Genomic DNA, 22,730 nt, shown 5'->3' on the forward strand with positions numbered 1-22,730 from the left:
ATCAATAACGAGATTTTATATAATTGTCATAATTCGCGGAGCGCCCGAATTTGCTAGCTAAACGCCTCTACTCCCCCTGTCTCCTACCTCTTTGGAAGGTAGATAGCTGAATACTTTTTCAAATACAGCCAGTAGACTTTCTGTAGATTGTTAATGGAAGCACAAAACATGACGACGAGCTTTTCAACTCACCTATCGCCAAAGGCAACCAATGTTATTCTCCATGCCTTTGACTGGCCTTACAGCCGTATAGCTGAAAATGCCGAAGCCATTGCCAAATCAGGCTTCAAAGCGGTACTAGTATCGCCACCGATGAAGTCCAAAATAACGAACAAAGGCACTCAATGGTGGCAACGATACCAACCACAGGACTACCGGGTTATTGACAACCAACTCGGCAATACTGCTGATTTCGAGCAGATGACAACAACCTTAAAACAACACAACTTGCTGGTTTATGCCGATATTGTATTCAACCACATGGCCAACGAGTCCGATCTTCGCGCTGATCTTGACTACCCTAACGCGGGCATATTGCAACACTATGACGAGAAAGAGGAATATTTTGAATCAATAAGGTTATTTGGCGATTTATCTCAACCGCTTTTCACCGAAAGTGACTTTGTTCAGGCGTTTCCGATCGAAAACTGGAAAGATCCATGGCAAGTACAGAACGGTCGAATTAGCAGCGGGCATGAAGATCCCGGGCTACCGACGCTCAAATGCAATAATAATGTAGTAAAAGTACAACAATCCTACCTAACAGCGTTAAAGCTATTAGGTATAAGTGGATTTCGTATCGACGCGGCCAAACATTTGACCCTTGAACACATTCAACAGGTTTGGGACGAAAAGATCAGTGAAGGCACCCACATTTTCGGAGAGATCATTACCGACGGTGGCGCAACGAAAGAAGAATATGAGCTATTTCTCAAGCCATACCTAAAAGACACCCGACTTGGCGCATATGACTTCCCGTTATTTCATTCTCTTTTCAACGTGTTTGAAAAAGGAGAGCCAATCACGGATCTCGTCAACCCATACTCTGTCGGTCAGGCGCTTGCTAATGATAGAGCTATTACCTTCGCAACGACCCACGACATTCCCAACAATGACGTGTTCCTTAACCAAGTCATGACCGAGCACAACGAGCGACTGGCCTATTGTTATGTGCTGGGCCGTGACGGTGGCGTACCACTGATCTACTCGGACTTGGATACCAGCGGTATTCTATCGGATAACGGAAAACCAAGATGGCTCGATACCTGGCAGGATCCTATGTTGCAAAACATGATCCGGTTCCATAACCTTACCCATGGCGAACCGATGCACAGCTTCGATCATAGTGACGATATGCTGATGTTCCAACGCGGGGATACCGGTATCGTGGTGATCAACAACGGTAGCAAGGAGAACACTATTTCGCTTCCGGCAGGTAACTATATAGACTTGCTCGATATGGACGGCACATCAATTGAAACCGCTGAAGTAGTGACATCCGGGAAGGCGTGTCCAGACAATAAAAACAACGATACGTGTTATCAGATAAGGCTTCCCGCTAAATCCTGCGCAATGTTAGTCAGAACCTAGCAGAAAAACAGCAGACAGTTGGATAGGTTAAAGGTTGATAGCCGAGTGCTATCAGCCTAATCAATATCAGTTATCTTGCCCGTATAAAGGTCGATTTCAAGCTCTACCTTACGGCCTTCTTTGTCTCGCGCTTCAACTTCAATTTCGTTCTCTTCGCGCTCCACCTTGATCTTCCTGAAATCATGGTAGCCCTGAGTTTGGAGCATTCTCATCGCCTTGGGGACGGTCAACGCACTGGAGGTTGTCTCTTCAACCGGATCAGCCATTGCCGGTACCGCTGCAAGCAGGCTGCCAAGGCATACCCAAGACGCAAAAACACTTAATACTTTCATACTACTTCCCACAAAAAAGCATGTGATAGCTCATCATACCAGAGCAATCAAACTATCAATGATCACAAGCGCCAAATGATTGTGATTCATATCACATTCTCTGGCTTGCATAAGACAAACCCACAATTAGATCATAGCGAGTGGCAAGTAACATTCTTTGCACAAATAATAAGACCTCAACACTTTATTGTTATCCAAAAAACAGATCTCTCATGATAAAGGCTATCGACCAGATAGTATAAACTTAAACGTAAACCATTATTGCACCTTGCACATTTCAACCCTAGATGATAATAATTATCAATTCGATCACTGCAAGGGGTTGGTTCACTACATGGAAAAAAAAGCACGGCTCTATAGCCAATTTTTCAAAACAGAAGAGCGATTTCTTAATCACCCTGTCATACCTGGGTTCGAGCCTGATATCATTATCGAGTTTGTCCAGTCAGGGCTTAATCTCGCCTCCTATTACTGTCGTCACTCGCCTAACTATAACCCTTTGCTTCAAGAACTCTTTTTACGCCGAATATTCTTTCATCTCACAGACGCCATTGCGCATAGAGGGCATTCGCGAATTTTCCGCCGCATCTGCCTCGATCATCTGCATTGCCCTTTACTGGCGTTGAAAAAGCACTACGGCCAGTCAGACGAAGGGAGGCGCCAGCTTCATTCTCTGCAACGTAACCTCTTGCAATTACACCACACCTCCGGATTCTAAGGATATCTATCATGAACTCCCGTTATCGCATCGAAAAAGACAGCATGGGCGATGTTCACGTCCCGCAAGATGCCCTCTATCAGGCTCAGACCCAGCGAGCTGTCGACAACTTTCCGATCAGCGGCATTACCATGCCCAAGCAGTTCATTCAGGCACTGGCTTTTGTCAAACAAGCAGCGGCACGCAGCAATTTGGAACTCAAATTGCTCGAGCATGATATTGCCCATGCCATTATCGACAGCTGCCAGGAAATTATTGACGGCCAACATTTGGAGCAGTTTCCTATCGATGTCTTCCAGACGGGGTCAGGAACCAGCTCAAACATGAATGCCAATGAAGTGATAGCCACTCTGGCCAGCCAGAAAAGTGGTAAAACTGTCAGCCCCAACGACCATGTCAATATGGGGCAAAGTAGTAATGACGTCATCCCGACCACTATTCAGGTCAGTGCCGCCCTTGCCAGCCACTTCCAGCTATTTCCCGCCCTGCAGCACCTGATTGACACGATTGATAGCAAAACGGAATCTGTTGGCCATGTGGTAAAAACAGGCCGTACCCACTTGATGGATGCTATGCCTGTCACACTCGGCCAGGAACTGCAGGGTTGGAAGATACAACTTGAAAAAGCGCAGTTGGGCATCACACATGCACTGGAAAATGTAACAGCACTGGCCCAGGGCGGTACCGCGGTAGGTACCGGGATCAATGCCGAGCCAGAATTCGCTGCTATTTTTGCCAATAATATCTCTGTCTCGACAGAAATCAATTTCTCCTGCAGCGATAACTTTTTCTATAACCTGGGCAGCCAGGATGCCATTGTCGCCTTATCTGGCCAGCTCAAGACATCTGCGGTGGCCGTCATGAAAATATCCAATGACTTACGTTGGATGAACTCAGGACCGCTTGCCGGTCTGGGAGAAATAGAATTAGAAGCCCTTCAGCCGGGCTCCTCTATCATGCCAGGTAAAGTGAACCCTGTGATCCCCGAGGCAGCGGCTATGGTTGCCGCTCAGGTTATCGGCAATGACACCACAATCACCGTTGGCGGACAATCAGGTAATTTCCAGCTCAATGTGATGCTGCCTGTGATCGCGCTTAACCTCATACAGAGTATTGAGCTACTTGCCAATGCATCCACGCTGCTGGCAGATAAAGCCATCGGTAGCTTCACCGTCCGGGAAGATAACCTGCAGTTGGCTCTGGCAAAGAACCCGATATTGGTGACAGCACTCAATCCGGTAATTGGCTATCTGAAAGCCGCAGAAATAGCCAAGAAGGCCTATAAAGAACAAAGGCCGATTATCGATGTCGCGGAAGAGGAAACAGATCTCAGTCGTTCAGAGCTTGAGTCGCTCCTCAACCCCAAAAAACTCACCGAAGGTGGCGTTGCCCACTAGGCTTGACCAATGATGATTCTCTCATTTTCTGCTGATAACAGTGGAAAATGAGAGGGCTGCGACAATAGACATTCGGCTCTATCAAATCGGCTCGAAAAGACAGGGAAGTTCGCTCACCAGCACTGGGCGGCCAATGTAATAACCTTGCATATAATCGACCCCCAACTCCCTGACCGTATTGAAGTCGTTCTGGCTTTCGATCCCTTCCGTCAGTACCTTGGCATTGAGTTCATGTGCCAGGCTAATAACAGCCTGAAGTTCTTCCGGCTTACCATCTATGTAGTCCGTCAACAAGCTACGATCGACCTTAATAATGTCCGGGTTAACTTTCCTGACACGGCTTTCCGATGAAGCATCGACACCATAGTCATCTATCGCAATACGGAAACCGTAATCCTGCATATCCTGAAGCGAACTCACCAGCAGTCGGTCATTGGCACAGGTATGCTCGAGGATTTCAAAATAAATCCTGTCATTCGACAAACCCAGCTCCTTGACTCGGGAAATAAGCGAGTTATACCCATATTGCTGACTACCGGCATCTAACGCTGCAATGGGCGTCATATTCAAAAACAATGCACCGTCAGAGACAAAACGCGCAAAATTCCGTAGGTGTATAACCCGGGCCAAACGATCAAGGTTTATCCGATCACTGGAAGGCATAAAACCTGTACTAAAGAAAGGCTCTGTCTGTAACTGCAGTCCATCCTGACCATAAATTCTAAGCAACGCTTCATAACCAAACAGCGCACCAGACGCTGAGACTATTGGCTGGAAAGCACTTTTCATCGTGTTTCCCTTATAGAAAGCACTGCAACTCCCGACCTCCGATAGAGTCAGGTGCTGTTCGAGCTCATCCCTTGTTCTTAATATTCTCGCCACTGACTATCCATAGTTGCCGATGTGATATAAACAAACATAATTCTTCCCGCATACTTTCATAGCAACCGTACAATATCTTAGGAAGCAACTCACATAATTCCTTTGGACTATACAGATTTTTCAGATCTACATTCGTTTCACTAATGAGACAGTATTTGATTTTCAGTCAGTTATGACGGGTAACACTATGTCTGACAACCGTCTGCCTTCAAAAATACATAGGAATGAAAGAGAAGTGTCATAATTCCTCACTATGCTCTGCGCTTATACAAAAAGACAGACGAAAAGATGAAAGGAAGAGCAGTTTGACACACACGAACCAGGCTATGAGCAGCAAGCCTTATCTGGCTGTATTTGATCTTGATGAAACACTTATTGCAGCTGACTCTGCTAGCCTATGGAGTGAATTTATCGCTGAAAAGGGACTGGCATCTGATACCCACCTGGCAGAAGAACGCGAATTAATGTCTGCTTATGCCAACGGGACGATGGACATGGATAGGTACATGCAGGCAACCCTAAAACCTATTATCGGCATGGACAGCAAAACGCTGACTCAACTGGTGGCAGAGTTCATCGAGAGGAAAATCAAACCGGCATTTTATGCCGATGCTATTTCTCGAATTCAATGGCACAAGCAACGCGGCGATATAGTCTTGGTGATTTCGGCAACAGGTGAACACCTGGTAAAACCTATTGCTAAGTTGCTCGGTGCCGATGATGTCATTGCGATAAACCTCGAACAGATTAACGGCATCATCACCGGCAGAACAACCGGAACACTCAGTTATCAACAAGGAAAGGTGACAAGAATGAAAGCATGGATAGACGATCACAACATCCAGTTTAAAGGAAGCTATGGCTATAGTGACTCAATCAATGATTTGCCAATGCTTGATGCCGTCGACCGCCCATTTGCCGTCAATCCAGACCCTGCGTTGGCACTACATGCACAAATGCAGGATTGGACGATAATGGACTGGCGTCATGAAAACAACATCTTACGATAAGATCCAACCTTCAGCCGAGATAAGCCCTTTCTCATACAGATAGGGCTTTATGCTTTAACGATCTCGACCCCGGCTTCTGACAACTCAGCCAAAATAGCCTCGTTAGCATCTTTGCTGGTCACCAGAGCCGACAGTTTATCGCACGAAGCAATAAAGTGAGTGCCCACTTTATCCAACTTACTGGCATCGGCTAACCCCACCACAGTCTCAGATTGTGCAATCATGACTTTCAATGTCTGAGCTTCTTCCAGATTATTGATCATTAATCCCGAACTGGTATGCAATGCAAACACGCCAAGAAAGCATAGATCGAAATGGATTTCCTGCAGCATCGCATTAGTTGCAGCACCGACAGACATAATCGCAGGCTTAAATACTCGCCCACCGACGAGGATAAGCTCGATATTTTCATGTGAAATGAGCTGGCTGGCAATGAGCGGACTGGGCGTAACCACAGTAAAAGGAAAATGCGTCGGCAAATTCTGGGCGATGTGCAAACACGTTGAACCGGAATCAATCAGGACGGTTTGTCCCGGTTGAATGAATGACAGCGCTTTAAGGGCTATGGCCTGTTTCGCCGGCTCGATCTCATCCTTTCGGTCCCGATAGTCGACCAGATCGTGCTGGCACGGCAAGGCACCACCATGCACCCGCCGCAACAGTCCTTGCTGGGACAGACTTTTCAGGTCACGCCTTACTGTGTCTTCCGACACGCCCAAGTGATGGCTCAACTCCGTCGCATATACCCTCCCCTGCGCCCGCAGCATCTCTAATATTCTATGTTGCCGTTCTTGTAATAACATCTTGCCGTTCTCTGCATGTTTTTACGTGATTTTACTGTATTCATACGGAATTTCCAGTTGCAAGCCTGCATGACGTTGCGCTAACATGCATGAAATGAAGTGTTTTTGCGTGTTTTTGCTTTTTTGAGAGGCTCTATGGTAGATGTTCAGGCAATCTTATTCGATTTAGACGGTACGCTTGTTGATTCAACCTCATGTGTTGAAGCTGTTTGGGAGAGCTGGGCAGCAAAGCACGGTGTCGATACAGACAAACTGCTGGCAGAAGTACATGGTTGCCGGGCCTTGGAAATCATCCCAATGTTCAAACCAGAGCTGAATGTCCTGGATGAAAATGACAAACTGCTCAAGCAAGAAATCGAGCATGCATCCGAAGTAACACTCATCCCGGGCGCTGATTCCCTATTACATTCCCTCGAAAATTTACCATGGGGAATCGTTACCATGAGCTCAAGAGAACTGGCACTTGCCAAACTGGAAGCCACAGGGCTGCCGATGCCTAATGTACTTATTACTGCAGACGACATTACCCACGGCAAGCCTAACCCCGAATCGTACCTGCTGGGAGCCGAGAAGCTGAAAGTCGAGCCATCTCAATGTTTGGTGTTTGAAGATGCTATTTCAGGGATAAAAAGTGCAAACAGCGCCGGAATGCAGGTAATTCAAATAGTATTTTCTGGTCATAGCGACATTCAAACCGATATCCTAAGCTATATCGAAGACATGACGTCAGTCTCAGTTACTGTCACCGATAAGAAACTGACTATTTGCATATAACTTATTCATTCTAATCAAGTATTCAAAGAGCAGCTCTAGTGCAATTCCCCCTGCCTGAGCTGCTCGCCTTCCCCCTCTTTCGCCCCCCTCAAAATAGTTCATTCAAATAATTTGATGTTGTTGTTCAACTTGCGTGACTTATGTTTCACAAATTAATAACTAAAATATAGCTATTCAAGTTTGGAACAGATTGATTTGCCGTAATGAAAAATGCACCGAAACCTTATGACTGGCTATCTATTACTATTCACTGGCTCTCTGCCGTTGTGATCATCGGCTTATTTGCCGTTGGGCTGTGGATGGTTGATTTGAACTACTATTCTCAATGGTATAAACCGGTTCCGCACTGGCATAAATCAGCCGGCATCTGCCTAGCTTTTGTCACCCTTTTCCGCCTTGTTTGGAAAACCCTAAAAGGCCACCCGGCCATTGAAGGTGCCCGTTGGGAGCAAATGGGAGCAAAAATGGCTCATTGGGTTATCTATGTCATGCTATTCGGGCTTTTTATTTCGGGCTATCTGATTTCCACTGCCGACGGGCGAGCCATTGAAGTGTTCAACTGGTTCTCGGTTCCAGCGGCAGGTGAACTGTTTCCTAACCAGGCAGATATTGCTGGCGAGGTTCACTACTACCTTGCATTCGGCCTGATCGGGCTGGCTGCGCTGCACGCACTTGCTGCTTTAAAGCATCACTATATCAACAAAGACAATACGTTAAAAAAAATGTTGGGAGTAAAGTAAACATGAAAAAGCAACTACTGGCTCTAGGTCTACTGACTGCGTTCTCTATTCCGTCTATTGCTTCTGCAGCAGACTACATGATTGACACCAAGGGAGCACACGCTTCCATCAACCTCAAAATCAAGCATCTCGGCTATAGCTGGATCAAGGGACGTTTTAATACTTTCGACGGTACTTTCAGCTACGATCCAATGAATATCTCGGCATCCAAAGTAAGCGTGAATGTAGATACCACCAGCTTTGATACCAACCACGCAGAGCGTGACAAGCACGTACGCAGCGAAGATTTTCTGGACGTAAAAAAATATTCAACGGCGACATTTACCAGCAATAAGGTAGAGCCAAAAGGCAACGGTGAAATGACTATCACCGGTGACCTGACCCTTCACGGCCAAACCAAGCCAATTGCCATCGATGCCGTGTTTGTCGGTGAAGGCGAAGATCCGTGGGGAGGCTACCGCGCAGGCTTTACCGGTACAACCCGCATTGAGCTCAAAGACTTCGGTATTCAGGTAATGGGTGAATCAAGCTACGCCGATCTTGAGCTACATGTCGAAGGTATTCGTCAGTAACATCCATCTTTAACAACACACTGTCCTTTCCTTTTAATCCGGCATTTTGCCGGATTTTTTTCTCTGCGTGTACAATACTGATAATCAAAAATAGTTACCTATAGTAACAGATTGAAATATACCCTCTGAGCTAGGATGATAGGCCCAAGCTCAAGGGAATATCGATAACAAAGTTATCGCGTTAAAGAGAAGGTAAAGAAAATGACACCACAAGAAAAAGAACTGATTCAAGATGTTGCCAATAAACTGAAGCAAAGCCCGGACAAAACCAAGGATGCTGACGCTGAGAAACTGATTGGCGATGAAATCGGTTCCCAGCAGGATGCCATCTACAAGCTGACTCAGGCCGTGCTGGTACAGGAGATGGCGCTCAAGGAGATGAAACAGAAGAACGAGTACCTTGAGAAATGTGTTGAGCACCATAAATCTGAATCAAACCGAGGCACTTTCAGCAAAATGATGGGCGGCAACCGCCCGGCTCCTCAACCACCTAGACCGGCACATCAACCAAGCGCATTCGGCAGCTTCATGCAAACAGCCGCAAGCGTCGCAGTTGGTATGGTAGCCGGTAATATGATCAGCAATGCCCTATTCGGCAATGATGAGCCAGCAGCGGACGAGATGGCCGCTGCAGATGCTGCACCAGATGCCACTATGGATGAAGGCCTGGCATCTGCTGAAGAAAATGCTGGGGGCTTCCTGGATGACTCATCTGGCTTTGCCTCTGACTATACCGAGACCAGCGGTGGCTTTGGTGATGCCGGATTCGGAGAAAGTGGGTTTGGTGACTCGGGCTTTGGTGATGCTGGGTTTGATGACAGCTTTGCCAATGCACCATCGGATGATGCAGGCTTTGGCGGCGGTGACAGCTTCTTCGGCGGCGGTGATGACTTCGGTTTTGGTGACGACGACGTCTAAGACTGAATATTATTCATAGACTAGAGGCTCAACAGCTCACATGTTAGCTATACCCAAACTACCTCAAGATGCAGGATTCAGAGTGAGTCCAGCGAGCTCAGTTCAAGGAAAATGACGGTAGGAATGGCTATTCCCTTTCAACGTTATTTGACACAGAAATGGGTTCGCTGGCTCTCTCCCAAAGGGCGAGTTCTAGTTCTGTTAAGTAAATAGGGGCTTCTATGCGTTGTTACCGATTATTAATTTAGAGCCACTAGATTTTCAAATCGGTGCCTAGCCTACAAGCCAAGTAATTCTCGCTGAAACGAGCATCTTGAGGTAGTTTGGGTATATTGAGTTTCTTATTATAGAAGATGCAGCTACTTCTCCTCATCTCCATTTTCATTGGCATGCTGGTGCTCGTTCGCCAGCTTGAGTTTTTTGCTGCATCCAAGTTGGCGCAGTACGGTAAATACCGTTTGCGCTACCTTACTGCCTTTATCGGCACCCCGGTTCATGAGCTCAGCCACGCCTTGCTATGCGTGCTTGCCCGGCACAAGATCCATGAGATCAAGCTGCTGCAATTAAACGGCAGTAGTCAACTTGGTTATGTCCATCACAGCTTTAATCCCAAAAGCCTTTACCAGCAATGCGGACGGTTCTTCATTGGCATTGCCCCCATCTTCGGCGGCCTGCTAACCATGGCTATCATGTCGAAAATCATCTACCCGCATTACGGCTTTGGACAGTTGGTTGGAGCCAACCAGAACAAACTGCTAGCTATCAGCAGTGTTTCTGGCTACCTGGATGTTTTTGCGCAGAACATAGGACACGCTCTGGCGCTCTTTACCGAGCTTTTCAATCAGGGAAAACTGAAATTTATTGTATGGTTTTTCGCGATGGCGTCCATTACGAGCCATATTTGTCCTTCTGCCTCAGACATGAAGGGGGCGGCAATCGGCGCCCTATTCCTATCGGCCCTGCTCGCTTTTCTCTTCTTCGTTGTAAATATTAATATCTACAGTATCGCCTTAACAACTATCAGTCTGCTGCTGGGTATCCTGACGCTGTTTTTCCTGGTGCTTTTCGTCTATTTTCTACTGATTATCGTTATTGCCAAACTGCTGCCTTAATACCGGCGCTTCATCTTTTTCATTTCTTTTTGCGTAATTTTCTCTGGATTTCCGTCCCTCGTTATTTGCTCTGCTGATATGGATACTAAGCGCATTCCCAAACAATGAGATAGACAACATGAGCATTCAAGACACACTACATTCAGAGCGCATCCGCAACCAATTAAAGAACAACATGATTGGTGTTTTCCTTAACTTTATCCTGCCCGGCCTCGGTCACTGCTATGCCGGCAAGGTAATGTTCGGCCTTATCTTCATGCTGATTTCTGTGGTATGTATTTTCACCGCATTTCTCATTGTACCCGGCATTATTTATCTTGGTATCTGGATCTGGACCATGGTGGCTGTCAACCGCCTGATCAAGAACAACAACGAGCAAATCCTCAGCAAGGAGCTGGCAGCGCTTAACCAGGAAGAAGGCACAAAGCCCCTTGCCAATGCAGCCGAAAACGCCACAGTAAATGAGGCCAACTAACCACTCCCTCCCCAAGGGCTTAAGGCAAGATGTAACCTTGCCTTAAATCCCTACTTACTTTATACGCTTGCACTATAACGGGTTTTCTATGCGCCCTTTTATTCCTCGCCACTTTCACCAAGCGATAACAAGAAATACAGCTGGAACCGATTTTATTGTCAGCGATATTCACGGTCAGTACCGGCAACTTTACCGCGAACTGGCTCGCTGTCAGTTCCGTCCCGACAGAGACAGGCTGTTTAGTACCGGGGACTTGATCTCCCGCGGCCCGCAGAGCCCGCACTGCCTGGAGCTACTTTTACAACCGTGGTTTTGTCCCGTACTGGGCAACCACGAACAACTATTCCTGTTAGGTTTTTCCAATCAGACGTTCTGGGACAAGCTTATCGATAACGGAAGCAGCTGGTTAAAGGCTTTCCTCCACCAGCCGCAAATGCTGCTTCGCTGGCAGACCCTGATTTCACTCCGGATGCCACTAGCATTAACTCTGTCATTTGGTCATCAGCAAATTGGCATTAGCCATGCTACTGCCCCAAGGGACTGGAACGAGGTTGTAAAAGGCCAATTGAGTACTGAAGAAGTATGGCGAATGCTATGGAATCGAAGCGATATCAACACGGGGGGCAAAACATCTATACGCAATATTGATCTGACACTGCATGGACATAACCCAAGCTGTAAACCGGTCTACCGTCAGAACCAGTGCTGGCTATTGAGTGGCGTTGGTAACCAGAGCCTGGTGGTCAAACCGATCAAATACTATACAGAACATCAGAACCAGTCTGATTTTACATAAAAAAGTAGGATTTCTCTGTAAAGTCACTTTATTATCAGTTGGTTAATGATTCCAATGAGTATAGAACCGAACATGGTCAAACCGTCAATCACTCGCCTGACAGAAAGAGACGATGCCACCCAGCTTCTCGAAGGGTGGCGTTCTCGAGATAAGAAAGCCGAACAACTCTTTTTTGCCGCTGCCTACGAGGATATCAAGGCCATTGTCAGACGGCTGCGGGAAAAAAACGATCCGAGCAAGACTATATTGTGCGATGCATCAGTTACCGAGCTAAGCCATGAAGCTATTTTAAAGCTCAACCGCTGGCGCAATGACGAAACCCCCTTTACTCATCGCAAAGAGTTCATCGAGTATGTACGCCGCTCGGTGTGGCACTTGTTGTTCGCCGATCCCGGCGAAATGGCCAAGCGCCAGGAGTACAAACTAGCCTACCTATCACAGCTTAACGATACGCAGGATGACAGCATCACGCCCGATATGTCCCAAAGTCACGATCTGCACAAGGCATTGCTGGAGCTCAGAAATCGCTATCCCGAGCAAGCCGAAGTCTTTGAGTATAAGCATTTTGCTGCCGTCACCAATAAAGAAATCGCCACCTTGCTCAAGGTCAGCGAAAGAACCGTCAACAACCGCTTGCAGTTTGCCACGCACTTTTTAAAAAAAAGCCTGACCTAAATGGAAATATCCGATCTCTACGCCGAACTTCTTGATCTATCTCCCGATGAGCAGCAACTGCGTCTCGCTGCCCTAAGCAAAGATTACCCAGCTGAAGTTGCAGATCTTGCCGATATGCTGGCACTGTCGCTTACCGGCATCACCCAACTGGGTGAAAATTTAATTGCCAGTGAAGTAGGCACATCCAATCCGCTAGCCTCGCTCATTGGTCAAAAGGTCATGGGGTTTACCCTTTCCGAAGTACTGTCGGAAGGCGGTGCCACCGGGATGGTTTTTCTCGCCCGGCAAACTGTCGAATCGCCCACCGGTAATGAACAAGCCCAGCACTATGCGGCCGTGAAGGTTCTGCGCCAGAATATTCTTACCGCCAGCGAGACCGACAAACTGTTTTTTCGTGAAAGCAGTAACCTCATTGCGGCAAAACACCCGAAGATTTGTCAGCTTTTTGGTGTCGATAAGATAGACAGTCATGACTGCATCGTTACCGAGTACATTGATGGCAAAATGCTGCATCAGTATCTCGATATGAAAAGGCTTACCCGCACCGAGCGCCTGATGTTATACAGGCAAGTACTGGAAGGAATGGCTTTCGCCCACAGCCGGGGGCTCTACCATGGCGATATTAAGCCACAGAACATTTTGGTTGATAACCGCGGTCAGATAAAAATCATCGATTTGGGTTTTAGCCGCCAGTTCGACGATAATCATGCCATCAACCCGGACAATGCCGTCCATTATATCAACGCATTCTCTCGTCACTGGAGTGCACCTGAGCAGCAGTCCCGGGTGTGGTACAAAGCGCGATCGGATATCTATTCGCTGGGTGTCCTTTTGTTCTACATGCTCAGCCAGAGGTGGCCGGATATCAACGGTTTCGATACCGACTTCTCTGCCACTAATGCTCTCTGCACCTTTGCAGATATCGATCCTGAGCTGGCTGCGATCATCGGCAAGGCAACGCAACCAGAGGCTATAGAACGTTATCGCGATGCCGATGAGCTACTCGAAGAAATCGACGCCTATCTGGCTGGGCGACCTGTTGATGCCTATTCAAGCAAAAGTAGCTATCGGTTAAAAAAGGCCATCAAGCGTCAGCCTTTCCTATCCTCCAGCCTGCTGGCATTGATATTGTCAGTTGTCGGAGGAACGGCTACCGTCACTCACCAGTACATCACGTTACTCAATGAGCAGCGGTCGAACCGCCAGGTCATCAATCAGATCAGTAACACCTTGGCTTTCACCCGCCCGGCACTGACCGATACGATAAAAGCGCCATCGATCAACGATTTATTCACATACGCCGCTCAGCAATGGCACCATAGCCAACAAAACCTGACCCCGGATGCGCGCTACCAAACGGGGATCATTTACGCCAACGGCCTGATTGCCCTAAGACAATATCAAGTTGCTATCGAGTTGCTCTCTTCACTCATGGAGCAAATTAAACATACTCATGAGCCGACCGAGCGAAGCCATTACATTACAACCTTGCTTATCCGGGCTCAGCGCCTATCCGAGCAACTCAACCCTGCCTGTAACCCGGATTATCAATCACCAGACTTTTCACCATTGTCATGCCCGAGCAACCAGTTGGCTCAGCCATACTTTGCCCGGTTTGACAGCCAAGGCACATTTTCCTTGGCTGAGTTAGGATTGCTCGCTGAAATTCTCAAAGTCCCGCAGCAGACCACTGATGACATTTATCTGTCACGGTATCAAAAGCTATCTAAAAGCTTGGCCATGCAAGTCACCTTACAGACTGCTGAGTGGAAACAGCTCCCGCTTGCCCAGAAGAAAGGAATCTATGACCTGCTAACCGGACTGGACTCCCGCTCTGCAATTCTCCTCATGGGATCACGTTTCACATGGCTGACTGATAAGCAAAAAGAGGCGCTTGTACAGGAACCTGCAAACTGGATATCTGACGATCTCACTGCCAGTGAAAAATACCAGATCCTAGATCTTGCCAGTATGGTTGCCTACAGCCTTGGTAATAACGATTTTGGCCAAAAATACGACGATCAAAAACAGGCTCAGCGTAAGCAGTCGCTGCCGTTCAACGAACTTCACTTGTCATTCCAACCGGTGATGGGAATAAGCTGGGAGAGTTACGATGAGAGCCAGCACCAGTTATATGAGTCGGTCAAAGAACTGACAAACGGCTTCCGCGAATCGAATGCCCATGCCCATAGTGCCTTTGACAATCTGGTAAATGCCTATTTGTTAATTGGCGATCTCAAGGGTGCAAAAGCGAGCTCGCGGCTATTATCGTCATCTTATATGTACTCCAGCCAAACCAATATCAATGCGTACGGAACCGCCCCTTCAGACATGACACTTGCGATCTGGTATCGAGACTGGAGTGCGTTTCGCCAGGCCTACAAGCGCTATAACGGGATCCGGAAAATTTATCGCAAACAATACCCGGAGCAAGAACTGGAGCCAGAGCGTTATTTTGATCTGTTTGCGGCTATTCTTAATGGCAGCGCTGCTAAACAAGATATTGAAAGCCTGAGACAAAGCTATTTGCCCTATACAGACAAACTAGCAGCTAATGTGTATATCCACTACGCAAGACTGCTCACAGGTGAAACTGAAGCTGCTATTGCTGGCTTCAAGGAGTTGATGCAGAACAATCAGGATGATACCAGGTTGTTGTTCACCCATAACAACCTCCCGGCATGGGACGATGCAAGCGCGCTCTATGGCAGGCTGCTTATCCTTTCGGGGCAAGAAAAACGTGGAATCCGCTACCTAACAAAGAAGCGTGAATTCAGCATTTTGAAGCACCCTGAATCATTGTATAACCTGCTGCCAAGCCTCTATCTGGCAGAAGCTTATGCAAAGCAAGGAAATCATAAGCAGCTCAAGACAGAAGTGAGCAATATAACCCCCTATATCGACAGGTTGGAATTTCGTGATGATCTTAAGTCACTCGTTGACAAAGTTATGAGCAGGCCATATCCCGACTAATAAAAAAGCCACCTTTCGGTGGCCTTCAGATATTTTTATCATTAATAACAAGGTTATGATTTTGACAACTCGTCAAGTGGCAACCAGTCTACCTCAACACCCGCCTGGATAAACATATCCTGGCTGACTTTGATTTTATCTCCCCAGCGAGAAAGAAAATCTTCCGTCTGCTCCGGGCAATGCACCGAAGAAATACCGGTTTGAATAATTTTTGCTGCACAGTTAGGGCAAGGGAAATGAGTTACCCAGATATCACTGCCCGCCAGATCACGCTTGGCAAACAAAATGGCATTCTCTTCGGCATGCAGTGTTTTTAGCAGCTTCATCTCACGATCATCCGTGTCGGCACTGTCCGAGATACCGTGCGGATAACCATTGAATCCAACCGAGACAATTCGATTACCGTGAGTGATCACCGCCCCCACTTGTGTCGAAGGATCTTTACTCCAAGAACCGACCAACTCGGCCATTTGAAAAAAGCGCACAGCCCATTTAGAAATCATGTTCTTTACCTAATTTTGTCGATTTCAGTTATTTTGCAAAACTTACCCGCTCACCTCAAGACCCAAATAGAACATTATTGCTAACTAATATTCATTCGAGTCATTTATATACCCAATAACCCCACTTTCAGCTAATAACATTATTTTTATTAAGCTAAAATGAGCTGCTCCGATCACTTGTCAAATTAAACATGGCAATTTGAAAAGACATTAATTCGACAACATCTATCGATAATTTCACCTTGAACTTACGAACAAAGAGAATTCGAGATGAAAAAAACGTATTTGGTTTGCTGTATGGCACTCATTAGCGGACATACAATGGCTGAATTAGGCGAACCTGGCTTCTCAGGGGAAGTCTCTGCGCTTGTGGGATTTGGTTCAACTGAATCCAACTTCAATACAGACAGTGATAAAACAATCAGCAATGTCGATAACTCAGGTAAATCAGAATCTGAGGTGTTGGCTGCACCTCTTGGCCAGCTTCGTTACACATTCGGTCAACTGGACAATCATCAGATCTTTATCGGGACATCACGAGAAGACATCGCAGTTGGTGATTTTGCACTGGAAGCCGGATACCGATATGGGCTATCTGAAGAGTCTTCCATTTCACTCTCATTCCTGCCGACTATTATGGGCGGTGAAACATGGGAAGATCCGTATCTGACAGGTACCGATCGCCAGACAACTGATATTTCAGGCAACGCTTACCGCCTCCAGTATGACAGCATCATGGACTCACCGTTCTCGTTGGACTTGGCCTATTACACTAAAGATATCGATACTGAGCGATCGGGCTCCCAGTACACCAGCGAGCAGCAAAAACGACTGGATCGCAGCGGCAACGGGCTTTACTCGAAAATATCCTATAAATACATGATCAACAACTCATCGCTTCTTCAGCCAGCACTTATTTATAAGACCTTCTCGGCAGATGGCGATGCAATGTCGAATAAAAGCTACGGCGTTGAGCTGTCTTACATGAAATTTGTCAACCGACATGCATTCTCTATCTCGGGTAAATACCTCAATACAACTTTTGATACCGTCAACCCTGTTTTTGATACCGAGCAGAAAGATTCCGAATACAGCTTCTTCGCCGGATATGAATACGACGAATTCATGGGATGGGATAACTGGGCATTTAATGCTATCGCTGGTTATGACGTAAAATCATCCAACATCAACTTTTACGATGAAACCGAATATATGCTCGGTGCCGGTGTGACCTATAAATTCTAATAACTAGGGCTAGCGAGTCATAAAATTCACTAAACACTCAGCTCGCTAGTCTCCTTTTAATGCATCCTTTCCCTAAAGGTTTCTATAGTACTCAGCTGTTAACAAAGCCACGACTGAAGCTACTTGAGCTCCAAAAGGTTTTTCTGAGTTTAGGTTACCTCTGTCACATCCTTGCATGTAATAAAAGCGCGCAAGACCATAATAATTGCAAGGTTTTTCGTGGGCAATCCCTTTTCGGATTGATTGTGATTTTGAATTACCTATTAAGTATTTACCAAGTCACCCTGCATCGCCTACAAGCCTCTCAACTAACATGAGCCTTATCAGCAAAGATAAGTGACTGATTAACCATTGTTCAAAAGTGGCTACCCTATTGAAAAAAAAGACATTACAAATTAAAATGATAATTATTAACACTGGGAAGCAATATGTGATTTCAACTTACTAACAAAGACTTATCATGAACATATGACAAAACCAACGATTAACATCAATATTGAAGACATTTCTAGTGGCAGTAAAATCCCATTGTTGAATGTTGATGGACAGCAAAACCTATCTGAAGGGGTATTTGACACTGCTTCTGAAAGCTATGAAACCCTTCAGTTTGATAGATCAAAGCTTAACATATCAACTTATTCATTTTCGGGAATTAAGATAGTTATTTTCGAAGGCAGAATTTACCAAGAAGTTACAATACCTATCCAGGATAATAGCGAATACCTGTCACTGGCTTTTGTAAAAAGTGGCACCATTACAACGAAATCCAAACGATGTAGCTTTGAACATATAGCCAAAGCAAGAACAGCTAACCTCTGCTGCCACTGTCACTTCGAAGGCACTGCATCTTTTTCTCCTACAGAGCATTTGCAAATTGTTTCAATTTGCTTTCCAAAAGGATACCTATCCGAATTCGATACACTTATTACACAGTGTAATAGTTATAAAGCATATGGCTATATGCATATTCCCATGGTCAATAATCTTCCCATGCAAGAATGTGTAGATATGTTATTAAATCCGCCAATAACAGATAATGTTAAACAAGTGTTCCTTAAAGGAAAAGCATACGAGTTAATATCTTTGAGTATACAGTCTATGTATACTCAACCAATATCAACTTGCGGCGTTAGCGATAAGGAAAGACATAGGGCTTATCAAGCAAGAGATATTCTTGAAGAATCTTTACTCAATCCACCAAAGTTGCGAACACTTGCTCATCTAGTCGGCACAAATGATTGCAAGCTTAAAAAAGATTTTAAAACAGTTTTCAATACAAGTCCTTATGCCTATGTTATTAGGCGGCGTATGGAAAAAGCATATCAGCATATTATTACTAGCGACATGGCAATCACAACTATTGCCCAAAACCTTGGGTATAACAATGCGAGTCATTTTTCATCTACTTTCTATAAACATTATGGCGTCAAACCGAGAGATCTAAAGCATCTTCGCAAACGTAATTAGAAGTATAGTTAACCTGATATATTAAGCATTTTCTCCTAAAACTTGTCCTGCCGAGTAGACGATACTAGACAGGACATTAGCCATTTAATTAGTTGTTCGCTACTAGATGCCAATTCTTAACTCTTTGTTGCGCTTGCCACATAGAGCAGTAACGGCCAGAGTGGGCGATAAGCTCATTATGCCTGCCCTGCTCTACGAGCCGACCACGTTCCACAACAACAATGTTGCTAGCAGAGGTAATTGTCGACAAACGATGCGCTATAACAATGACTGTTTTATCCTTAATTAACATATCAATTGCGGACTGAACAGCAACTTCACTTTCAGTGTCAAGTGCAGCCGTTGGCTCATCTAGAACAAGTATCGGCGCATTTTTCAAAATAGCTCTAGCGATACTGATACGCTGACGCTCTCCCCCTGATAACCTAGTTCCAATGTCGCCAACATGGGTTAGATAACCTTGAGGAAAACGAGTAATAAACGTATGGCAATTAGCGGCTTTTGCCGCTTGTTGCACTTCCAGGTCGCTTGCTTCAGGTCGAGCCATTCGAATGTTCGCCAAAATCGTATCATCAAAAAGGTAAACATCTTGAAAGACCACTGACACTAAACTATTCAGTGTTTCAGGCGGGATAGCACGAATATCAACGCCACCAATCTTCACCACTCCTTTTTGCGGATCAGCATATCGCATCAGTAATCGCGTAACCGTCGTTTTTCCGGCCCCAGAAGGTCCAACCAACGCTGTCATGCTCCGCGCCGGAATTGTCAGGTTGAAATCTATCAAATCTGGCTTATTCGAAGCTTTATATGAAAAGTCCACCTGCTCAAAAGTGATATCATAGCGTAGTGGAAGTTGCTCAGGCAGCTGCGGCAGTTCCGGCACCATCATTAACGCTTCAATACGTAATAAAGAAGCTTCCACTAAGTGAATAATCTTGGTGTAGTTAATGAATGAAGCCAATGGTTCAGCATATCTAACTATAACAACTAACAACGCGGCTAAAACGGCAAGATCTGTCTCACTCTCAACTACCCAGTATGCGCCGCAACCAAAAACAATTAATAACCCCAGTTCAAAGACACTGGAAATTAGTAAGTTTGGCTTAGTTCCTTTCTCCTGCCCCTCAGTTTGTACCTTCTCAAGGTAAGCCAAACTTTCTTGAAGCCTTTGTGCCTTTTCACCCACACATCCTGTTGAACGCATCACTTGTATACCTTGTGTGTACTCAAGAACATTAGCATTCAACTGCTGGTGAGCATCGACATAATTACTAATTCCCGAATTAAAACGCGGTGCCAACCAACGGTACAATGGAATTAAAGTCGGGAATATTAACATCAGCAACGCCCCAAGACGCCAGTCGTAGTAAAGTGTGCACACTGCTACGATCAATGGACACAACAAGGCATTCAGCAACATGTTGGCAATTGTGAGGGTATAAGCCATATTTTCATCAACATTACCAAGCAGTGTTGCATTTACCTCACCAGCACGCTTGTCTTTCAGACTCTCTAATGGCACCACTCTGAGTTTTTCACCTAAGCGAGTTCGTAACTGATGAGAGTTTTTCGCCATATCACCACGAAAATCAAACCCTTGCGATCCCCATCTCGCCACCAAACTCAAGAGTGTCAACAGCGTCATCAGTACAAGCCATAGCACTACTGCCTGAGCATCTTGAGTAGTAAAAATTGCGACAAACATAGGCAGTATGCATGCTAACGCCCCTCCTTGGAGCACTGCCGCCACTATCAACAACCACATGCTACGTTTTAGTTTGGATCCATAACTGCCACTAATAACAATCAGCCGCTGCCATATCTCCCACCATGTAAGTGAACGAGAAGGCTGGATCTCATTAGCATTCTGTTCAAGTTGATCTGCATGACTCATCGCATTTCTCCCTTGAGCTGATTGTCTGATACTGCTGATATTTCACTAACCAGCCGCTGTTCAGGTATTGCGTTAATGTTGCCGTCTTTTCTGGATAACTCCTCTTGATTCAGAGCCCAAGACTGAGCCTGCTCATAGCTTTCCCACAGACGGGCATAAGTACCTTTATTTAGGATTAAATCATTGTGCTGACCAGATTCAGCAAGGCTTCCGTCATCAAAGACAAGGATTTGATCAGCATCTTTTATTGTGGTCAGGCGGTGGGCAACCATAATGACAGTTTTACCTTTCATTAATGCTGCCAGCGCTTCAACAATGGCGGCTTCATTTTCTGGGTCGGCAAATGCTGTAGCTTCATCAAGCACGAGAATGGGGCGATCCTGCAGAACTGCTCTCGCTATTGTAATACGCTGCTTTTGACCTCCTGAAAGAAAGGCCCCTCGCTCACCAGCACAGGTCTCGTAACCATTTGGCAATTGCATGATAAACTCATGAGCCTGAGCAACTTGTGCAGCCTCAATCACGTCTTGCATTGTTGCGCCCGGATTACCAAGACGAATATTATCCGCGATACTATCAGCAAACAAAAAAGTATCTTGAAAAACAAAGGAGACATGCTTCATTAAACTTTCCGAAGTCAAGTTTCTTACATCCACTCCTCCAATCGTTATTGCTCCTTGGTCTACATCCCAAAAGCGCGGCAACAAACGCGCTATCGTTGTTTTTCCGGCCCCCGACGCTCCGACCAGAGCAGTAATGGTCCCATCAGCAACAGTAAAACTGACATCCCGCAATACATAATCACTATCTTCGTCATAGCGAAAGCTTATGTTGTCAAAACAAATATCATACCCTTGCGGCACACTTTCATGCTCCGGCTGAGAAAGCGTTTTTTCACCTAATACCTCATTGATTCGAGCAATACTTATCTTCGCTTTACCTATGAGATGTTGTAAAGAAATTAAAGGCATCATTGATTCAGCCATTCCCGTGCCAATAAGCAAAGTGGCTAACCAAGTAGAGAACTCCAGGTCATGGTGCCAAAAAAGCCAAGCACCGCTCCAGAGCAACATCACAAGTGTCGGCATTGGATTCAATAACGCAATAGAGAAACGAGAAGAGAAACTGACACTCCGATACCAATTCACGACGACTTCTCGGTAAGCTTCCAACGCTTGGTAATAACGACCAAATGTGCTGCTTCCCGTATCAAATGTTCGTACCACAGGCATAGCCTGTACATATTCAACAACGGCCGCACTGACTTGTTCTCGTGTTTCCATATAGCGCTTTGAAAGATCACCGTGATCCTTCCTTGCAACGCCAAGAACAATGAAACCTGACACCAGCAACCCAACCGTTACAGCCGCTAGCCGCCAGTCAAGTATCAACAAACCAAGTAACGTCATGATTGGCGCTGCGTACGCTCGGGCATAGAGCGGCGTACTGTCTGCGACGAACACATGAAGTTCTTTGACATCATCTTGGATAACTTTACTGAGCTTACTCGCACCAGTTTGCTGGATGTACCCCATAGAAACATGTGCAAGATGCTCACTTAGCTGGGTACGGAGAATCGTTTCCAAACGAAATGCAGCACGGTGCGACTTCGCGAAAGAACGCAGCCTAAGCACATAAGCAATGACAGTAAAGCAGACTGCCGCTAAGATCTCACGACTCGGCCAAGCTTGATCTGTTTCTATCATCGCTCGAATAGCAAGCGCCAGCGCAAACAAGCTAGCTAACACCGATAACGAGCTCAACACCGATAACGCCATCGCAAACCTTATCTGCCCTTTCACAGGCGACATTATCTGCCAATCATCTTTAGTTGATTGTTGTTTTTTCACA

The 22,730-nt window shown here is 45.9% G+C and carries 21 protein-coding genes; 15 read left to right on the plus strand and 6 right to left on the minus strand.

The genetic code is table 11. The features are described from left to right. Window positions 1-168 precede the first annotated feature (168 nt). Complete coding sequence (locus tag L4D19_RS00195; protein ID WP_428450622.1) at window positions 169-1,590, plus strand: alpha-amylase family glycosyl hydrolase; 1,422 nt, start codon at window positions 169-171, stop codon at window positions 1,588-1,590. A gap of 56 nt (window positions 1,591-1,646) precedes the next feature. Here L4D19_RS00195 and L4D19_RS00200 read toward each other — a convergent pair whose 3' ends face one another. Beyond that, on the minus strand, window positions 1,647-1,922 hold the full coding sequence (locus tag L4D19_RS00200; protein ID WP_428450623.1) for a PepSY domain-containing protein: 276 nt from the start codon (window positions 1,920-1,922) through the stop codon (window positions 1,647-1,649). Window positions 1,923-2,256: 334 nt separating this feature from the next. Between L4D19_RS00200 and L4D19_RS00205 the strand changes: the two genes are divergently transcribed. Then, window positions 2,257-2,640 carry a hypothetical protein gene (locus L4D19_RS00205; RefSeq protein ID WP_428450624.1) on the plus strand — a complete coding sequence of 128 codons (384 nt, stop codon included), beginning with the start codon at window positions 2,257-2,259 and terminating at the stop codon, window positions 2,638-2,640. Window positions 2,641-2,651: 11 nt separating this feature from the next. Beyond that, complete coding sequence (locus L4D19_RS00210; protein ID WP_428450625.1) at window positions 2,652-4,037, plus strand: class II fumarate hydratase; 1,386 nt, start codon at window positions 2,652-2,654, stop codon at window positions 4,035-4,037. 81 nt (window positions 4,038-4,118) lie between these two features. Here the strand turns inward: L4D19_RS00210 and L4D19_RS00215 are convergent, their stop codons facing one another. Continuing rightward, complete coding sequence (locus tag L4D19_RS00215) at window positions 4,119-4,826, minus strand: EAL domain-containing protein (RefSeq protein ID WP_428450626.1); 708 nt, start codon at window positions 4,824-4,826, stop codon at window positions 4,119-4,121. 398 nt (window positions 4,827-5,224) lie between these two features. Here L4D19_RS00215 and L4D19_RS00220 point away from each other — a divergent pair, with 398 nt between their 5' ends. Continuing rightward, window positions 5,225-5,929 carry an HAD family hydrolase gene (locus L4D19_RS00220; protein WP_428450627.1) on the plus strand — a complete coding sequence of 235 codons (705 nt, stop codon included), beginning with the start codon at window positions 5,225-5,227 and terminating at the stop codon, window positions 5,927-5,929. 47 nt (window positions 5,930-5,976) lie between these two features. Here L4D19_RS00220 and L4D19_RS00225 read toward each other — a convergent pair whose 3' ends face one another. Beyond that, window positions 5,977-6,732: a DeoR/GlpR family DNA-binding transcription regulator gene (locus L4D19_RS00225; RefSeq protein WP_428450628.1), complete on the minus strand. Its 756-nt coding sequence runs from the start codon at window positions 6,730-6,732 to the stop codon at window positions 5,977-5,979. A gap of 135 nt (window positions 6,733-6,867) precedes the next feature. Here L4D19_RS00225 and L4D19_RS00230 point away from each other — a divergent pair, with 135 nt between their 5' ends. The 9 genes from L4D19_RS00230 to L4D19_RS00270 all read left to right on the plus strand — a co-directional run bounded on the left by L4D19_RS00230 (window position 6,868) and on the right by L4D19_RS00270 (window position 15,767). Beyond that, window positions 6,868-7,506: an HAD-IA family hydrolase gene (locus L4D19_RS00230; RefSeq protein ID WP_428450629.1), complete on the plus strand. Its 639-nt coding sequence runs from the start codon at window positions 6,868-6,870 to the stop codon at window positions 7,504-7,506. 203 nt (window positions 7,507-7,709) lie between these two features. Then, window positions 7,710-8,246: a cytochrome b gene (locus L4D19_RS00235; protein WP_428450630.1), complete on the plus strand. Its 537-nt coding sequence runs from the start codon at window positions 7,710-7,712 to the stop codon at window positions 8,244-8,246. Window positions 8,247-8,248: 2 nt separating this feature from the next. Then, window positions 8,249-8,818, plus strand: coding sequence for a YceI family protein (locus L4D19_RS00240; RefSeq protein ID WP_428450631.1), 570 nt, complete (start codon window positions 8,249-8,251; stop codon window positions 8,816-8,818). A 201-nt stretch (window positions 8,819-9,019) separates the two neighbouring features. After that, window positions 9,020-9,736, plus strand: a complete 717-nt coding sequence (locus tag L4D19_RS00245; RefSeq protein ID WP_428450632.1) for a DUF2076 domain-containing protein — start codon at window positions 9,020-9,022, stop codon at window positions 9,734-9,736. 353 nt (window positions 9,737-10,089) lie between these two features. After that, the gene (locus L4D19_RS00250; RefSeq protein ID WP_428450633.1) at window positions 10,090-10,848 is read left to right on the plus strand and encodes a hypothetical protein; all 759 of its coding nucleotides are present in this window, start codon (window positions 10,090-10,092) and stop codon (window positions 10,846-10,848) included. Window positions 10,849-10,966: 118 nt separating this feature from the next. Next, on the plus strand, window positions 10,967-11,323 hold the full coding sequence (locus L4D19_RS00255) for a hypothetical protein (protein WP_428450634.1): 357 nt from the start codon (window positions 10,967-10,969) through the stop codon (window positions 11,321-11,323). Between the two features lie 88 nt (window positions 11,324-11,411). Next, window positions 11,412-12,119, plus strand: coding sequence for a metallophosphoesterase (locus L4D19_RS00260; RefSeq protein WP_428450635.1), 708 nt, complete (start codon window positions 11,412-11,414; stop codon window positions 12,117-12,119). Between the two features lie 54 nt (window positions 12,120-12,173). Then, on the plus strand, window positions 12,174-12,794 hold the full coding sequence (locus L4D19_RS00265) for an ECF-type sigma factor (RefSeq protein ID WP_428450636.1): 621 nt from the start codon (window positions 12,174-12,176) through the stop codon (window positions 12,792-12,794). Continuing rightward, window positions 12,795-15,767 (plus strand): serine/threonine protein kinase, encoded by a 2,973-nt coding sequence (locus tag L4D19_RS00270; protein ID WP_428450637.1) that lies wholly within the window; start codon window positions 12,795-12,797, stop codon window positions 15,765-15,767. Between the two features lie 53 nt (window positions 15,768-15,820). Here L4D19_RS00270 and L4D19_RS00275 read toward each other — a convergent pair whose 3' ends face one another. Beyond that, on the minus strand, window positions 15,821-16,270 hold the full coding sequence (locus tag L4D19_RS00275; RefSeq protein ID WP_075766222.1) for a dCMP deaminase family protein: 450 nt from the start codon (window positions 16,268-16,270) through the stop codon (window positions 15,821-15,823). A gap of 270 nt (window positions 16,271-16,540) precedes the next feature. Here L4D19_RS00275 and L4D19_RS00280 point away from each other — a divergent pair, with 270 nt between their 5' ends. Then, window positions 16,541-17,515 (plus strand): DUF2860 domain-containing protein, encoded by a 975-nt coding sequence (locus tag L4D19_RS00280; RefSeq protein WP_428450638.1) that lies wholly within the window; start codon window positions 16,541-16,543, stop codon window positions 17,513-17,515. Between the two features lie 468 nt (window positions 17,516-17,983). Next, on the plus strand, window positions 17,984-18,982 hold the full coding sequence (locus L4D19_RS00285; protein ID WP_428450639.1) for a helix-turn-helix domain-containing protein: 999 nt from the start codon (window positions 17,984-17,986) through the stop codon (window positions 18,980-18,982). Window positions 18,983-19,070: 88 nt separating this feature from the next. Here the strand turns inward: L4D19_RS00285 and L4D19_RS00290 are convergent, their stop codons facing one another. Continuing rightward, a complete protein-coding gene (locus L4D19_RS00290; protein WP_428450640.1) occupies window positions 19,071-20,879 on the minus strand; it encodes an ABC transporter ATP-binding protein in 1,809 nt (602 codons plus the stop codon). Next, complete coding sequence (locus L4D19_RS00295) at window positions 20,876-22,729, minus strand: ABC transporter ATP-binding protein (protein ID WP_428450641.1); 1,854 nt, start codon at window positions 22,727-22,729, stop codon at window positions 20,876-20,878. Before L4D19_RS00295 ends, L4D19_RS00290 begins: the two co-directional genes overlap by 4 nt. Window position 22,730: the final 1 nt, after the last annotated feature.

Source organism: Photobacterium kasasachensis (assembly GCF_050336885.1).
Lineage (GTDB): Bacteria > Pseudomonadota > Gammaproteobacteria > Enterobacterales > Vibrionaceae > Photobacterium > Photobacterium kasasachensis.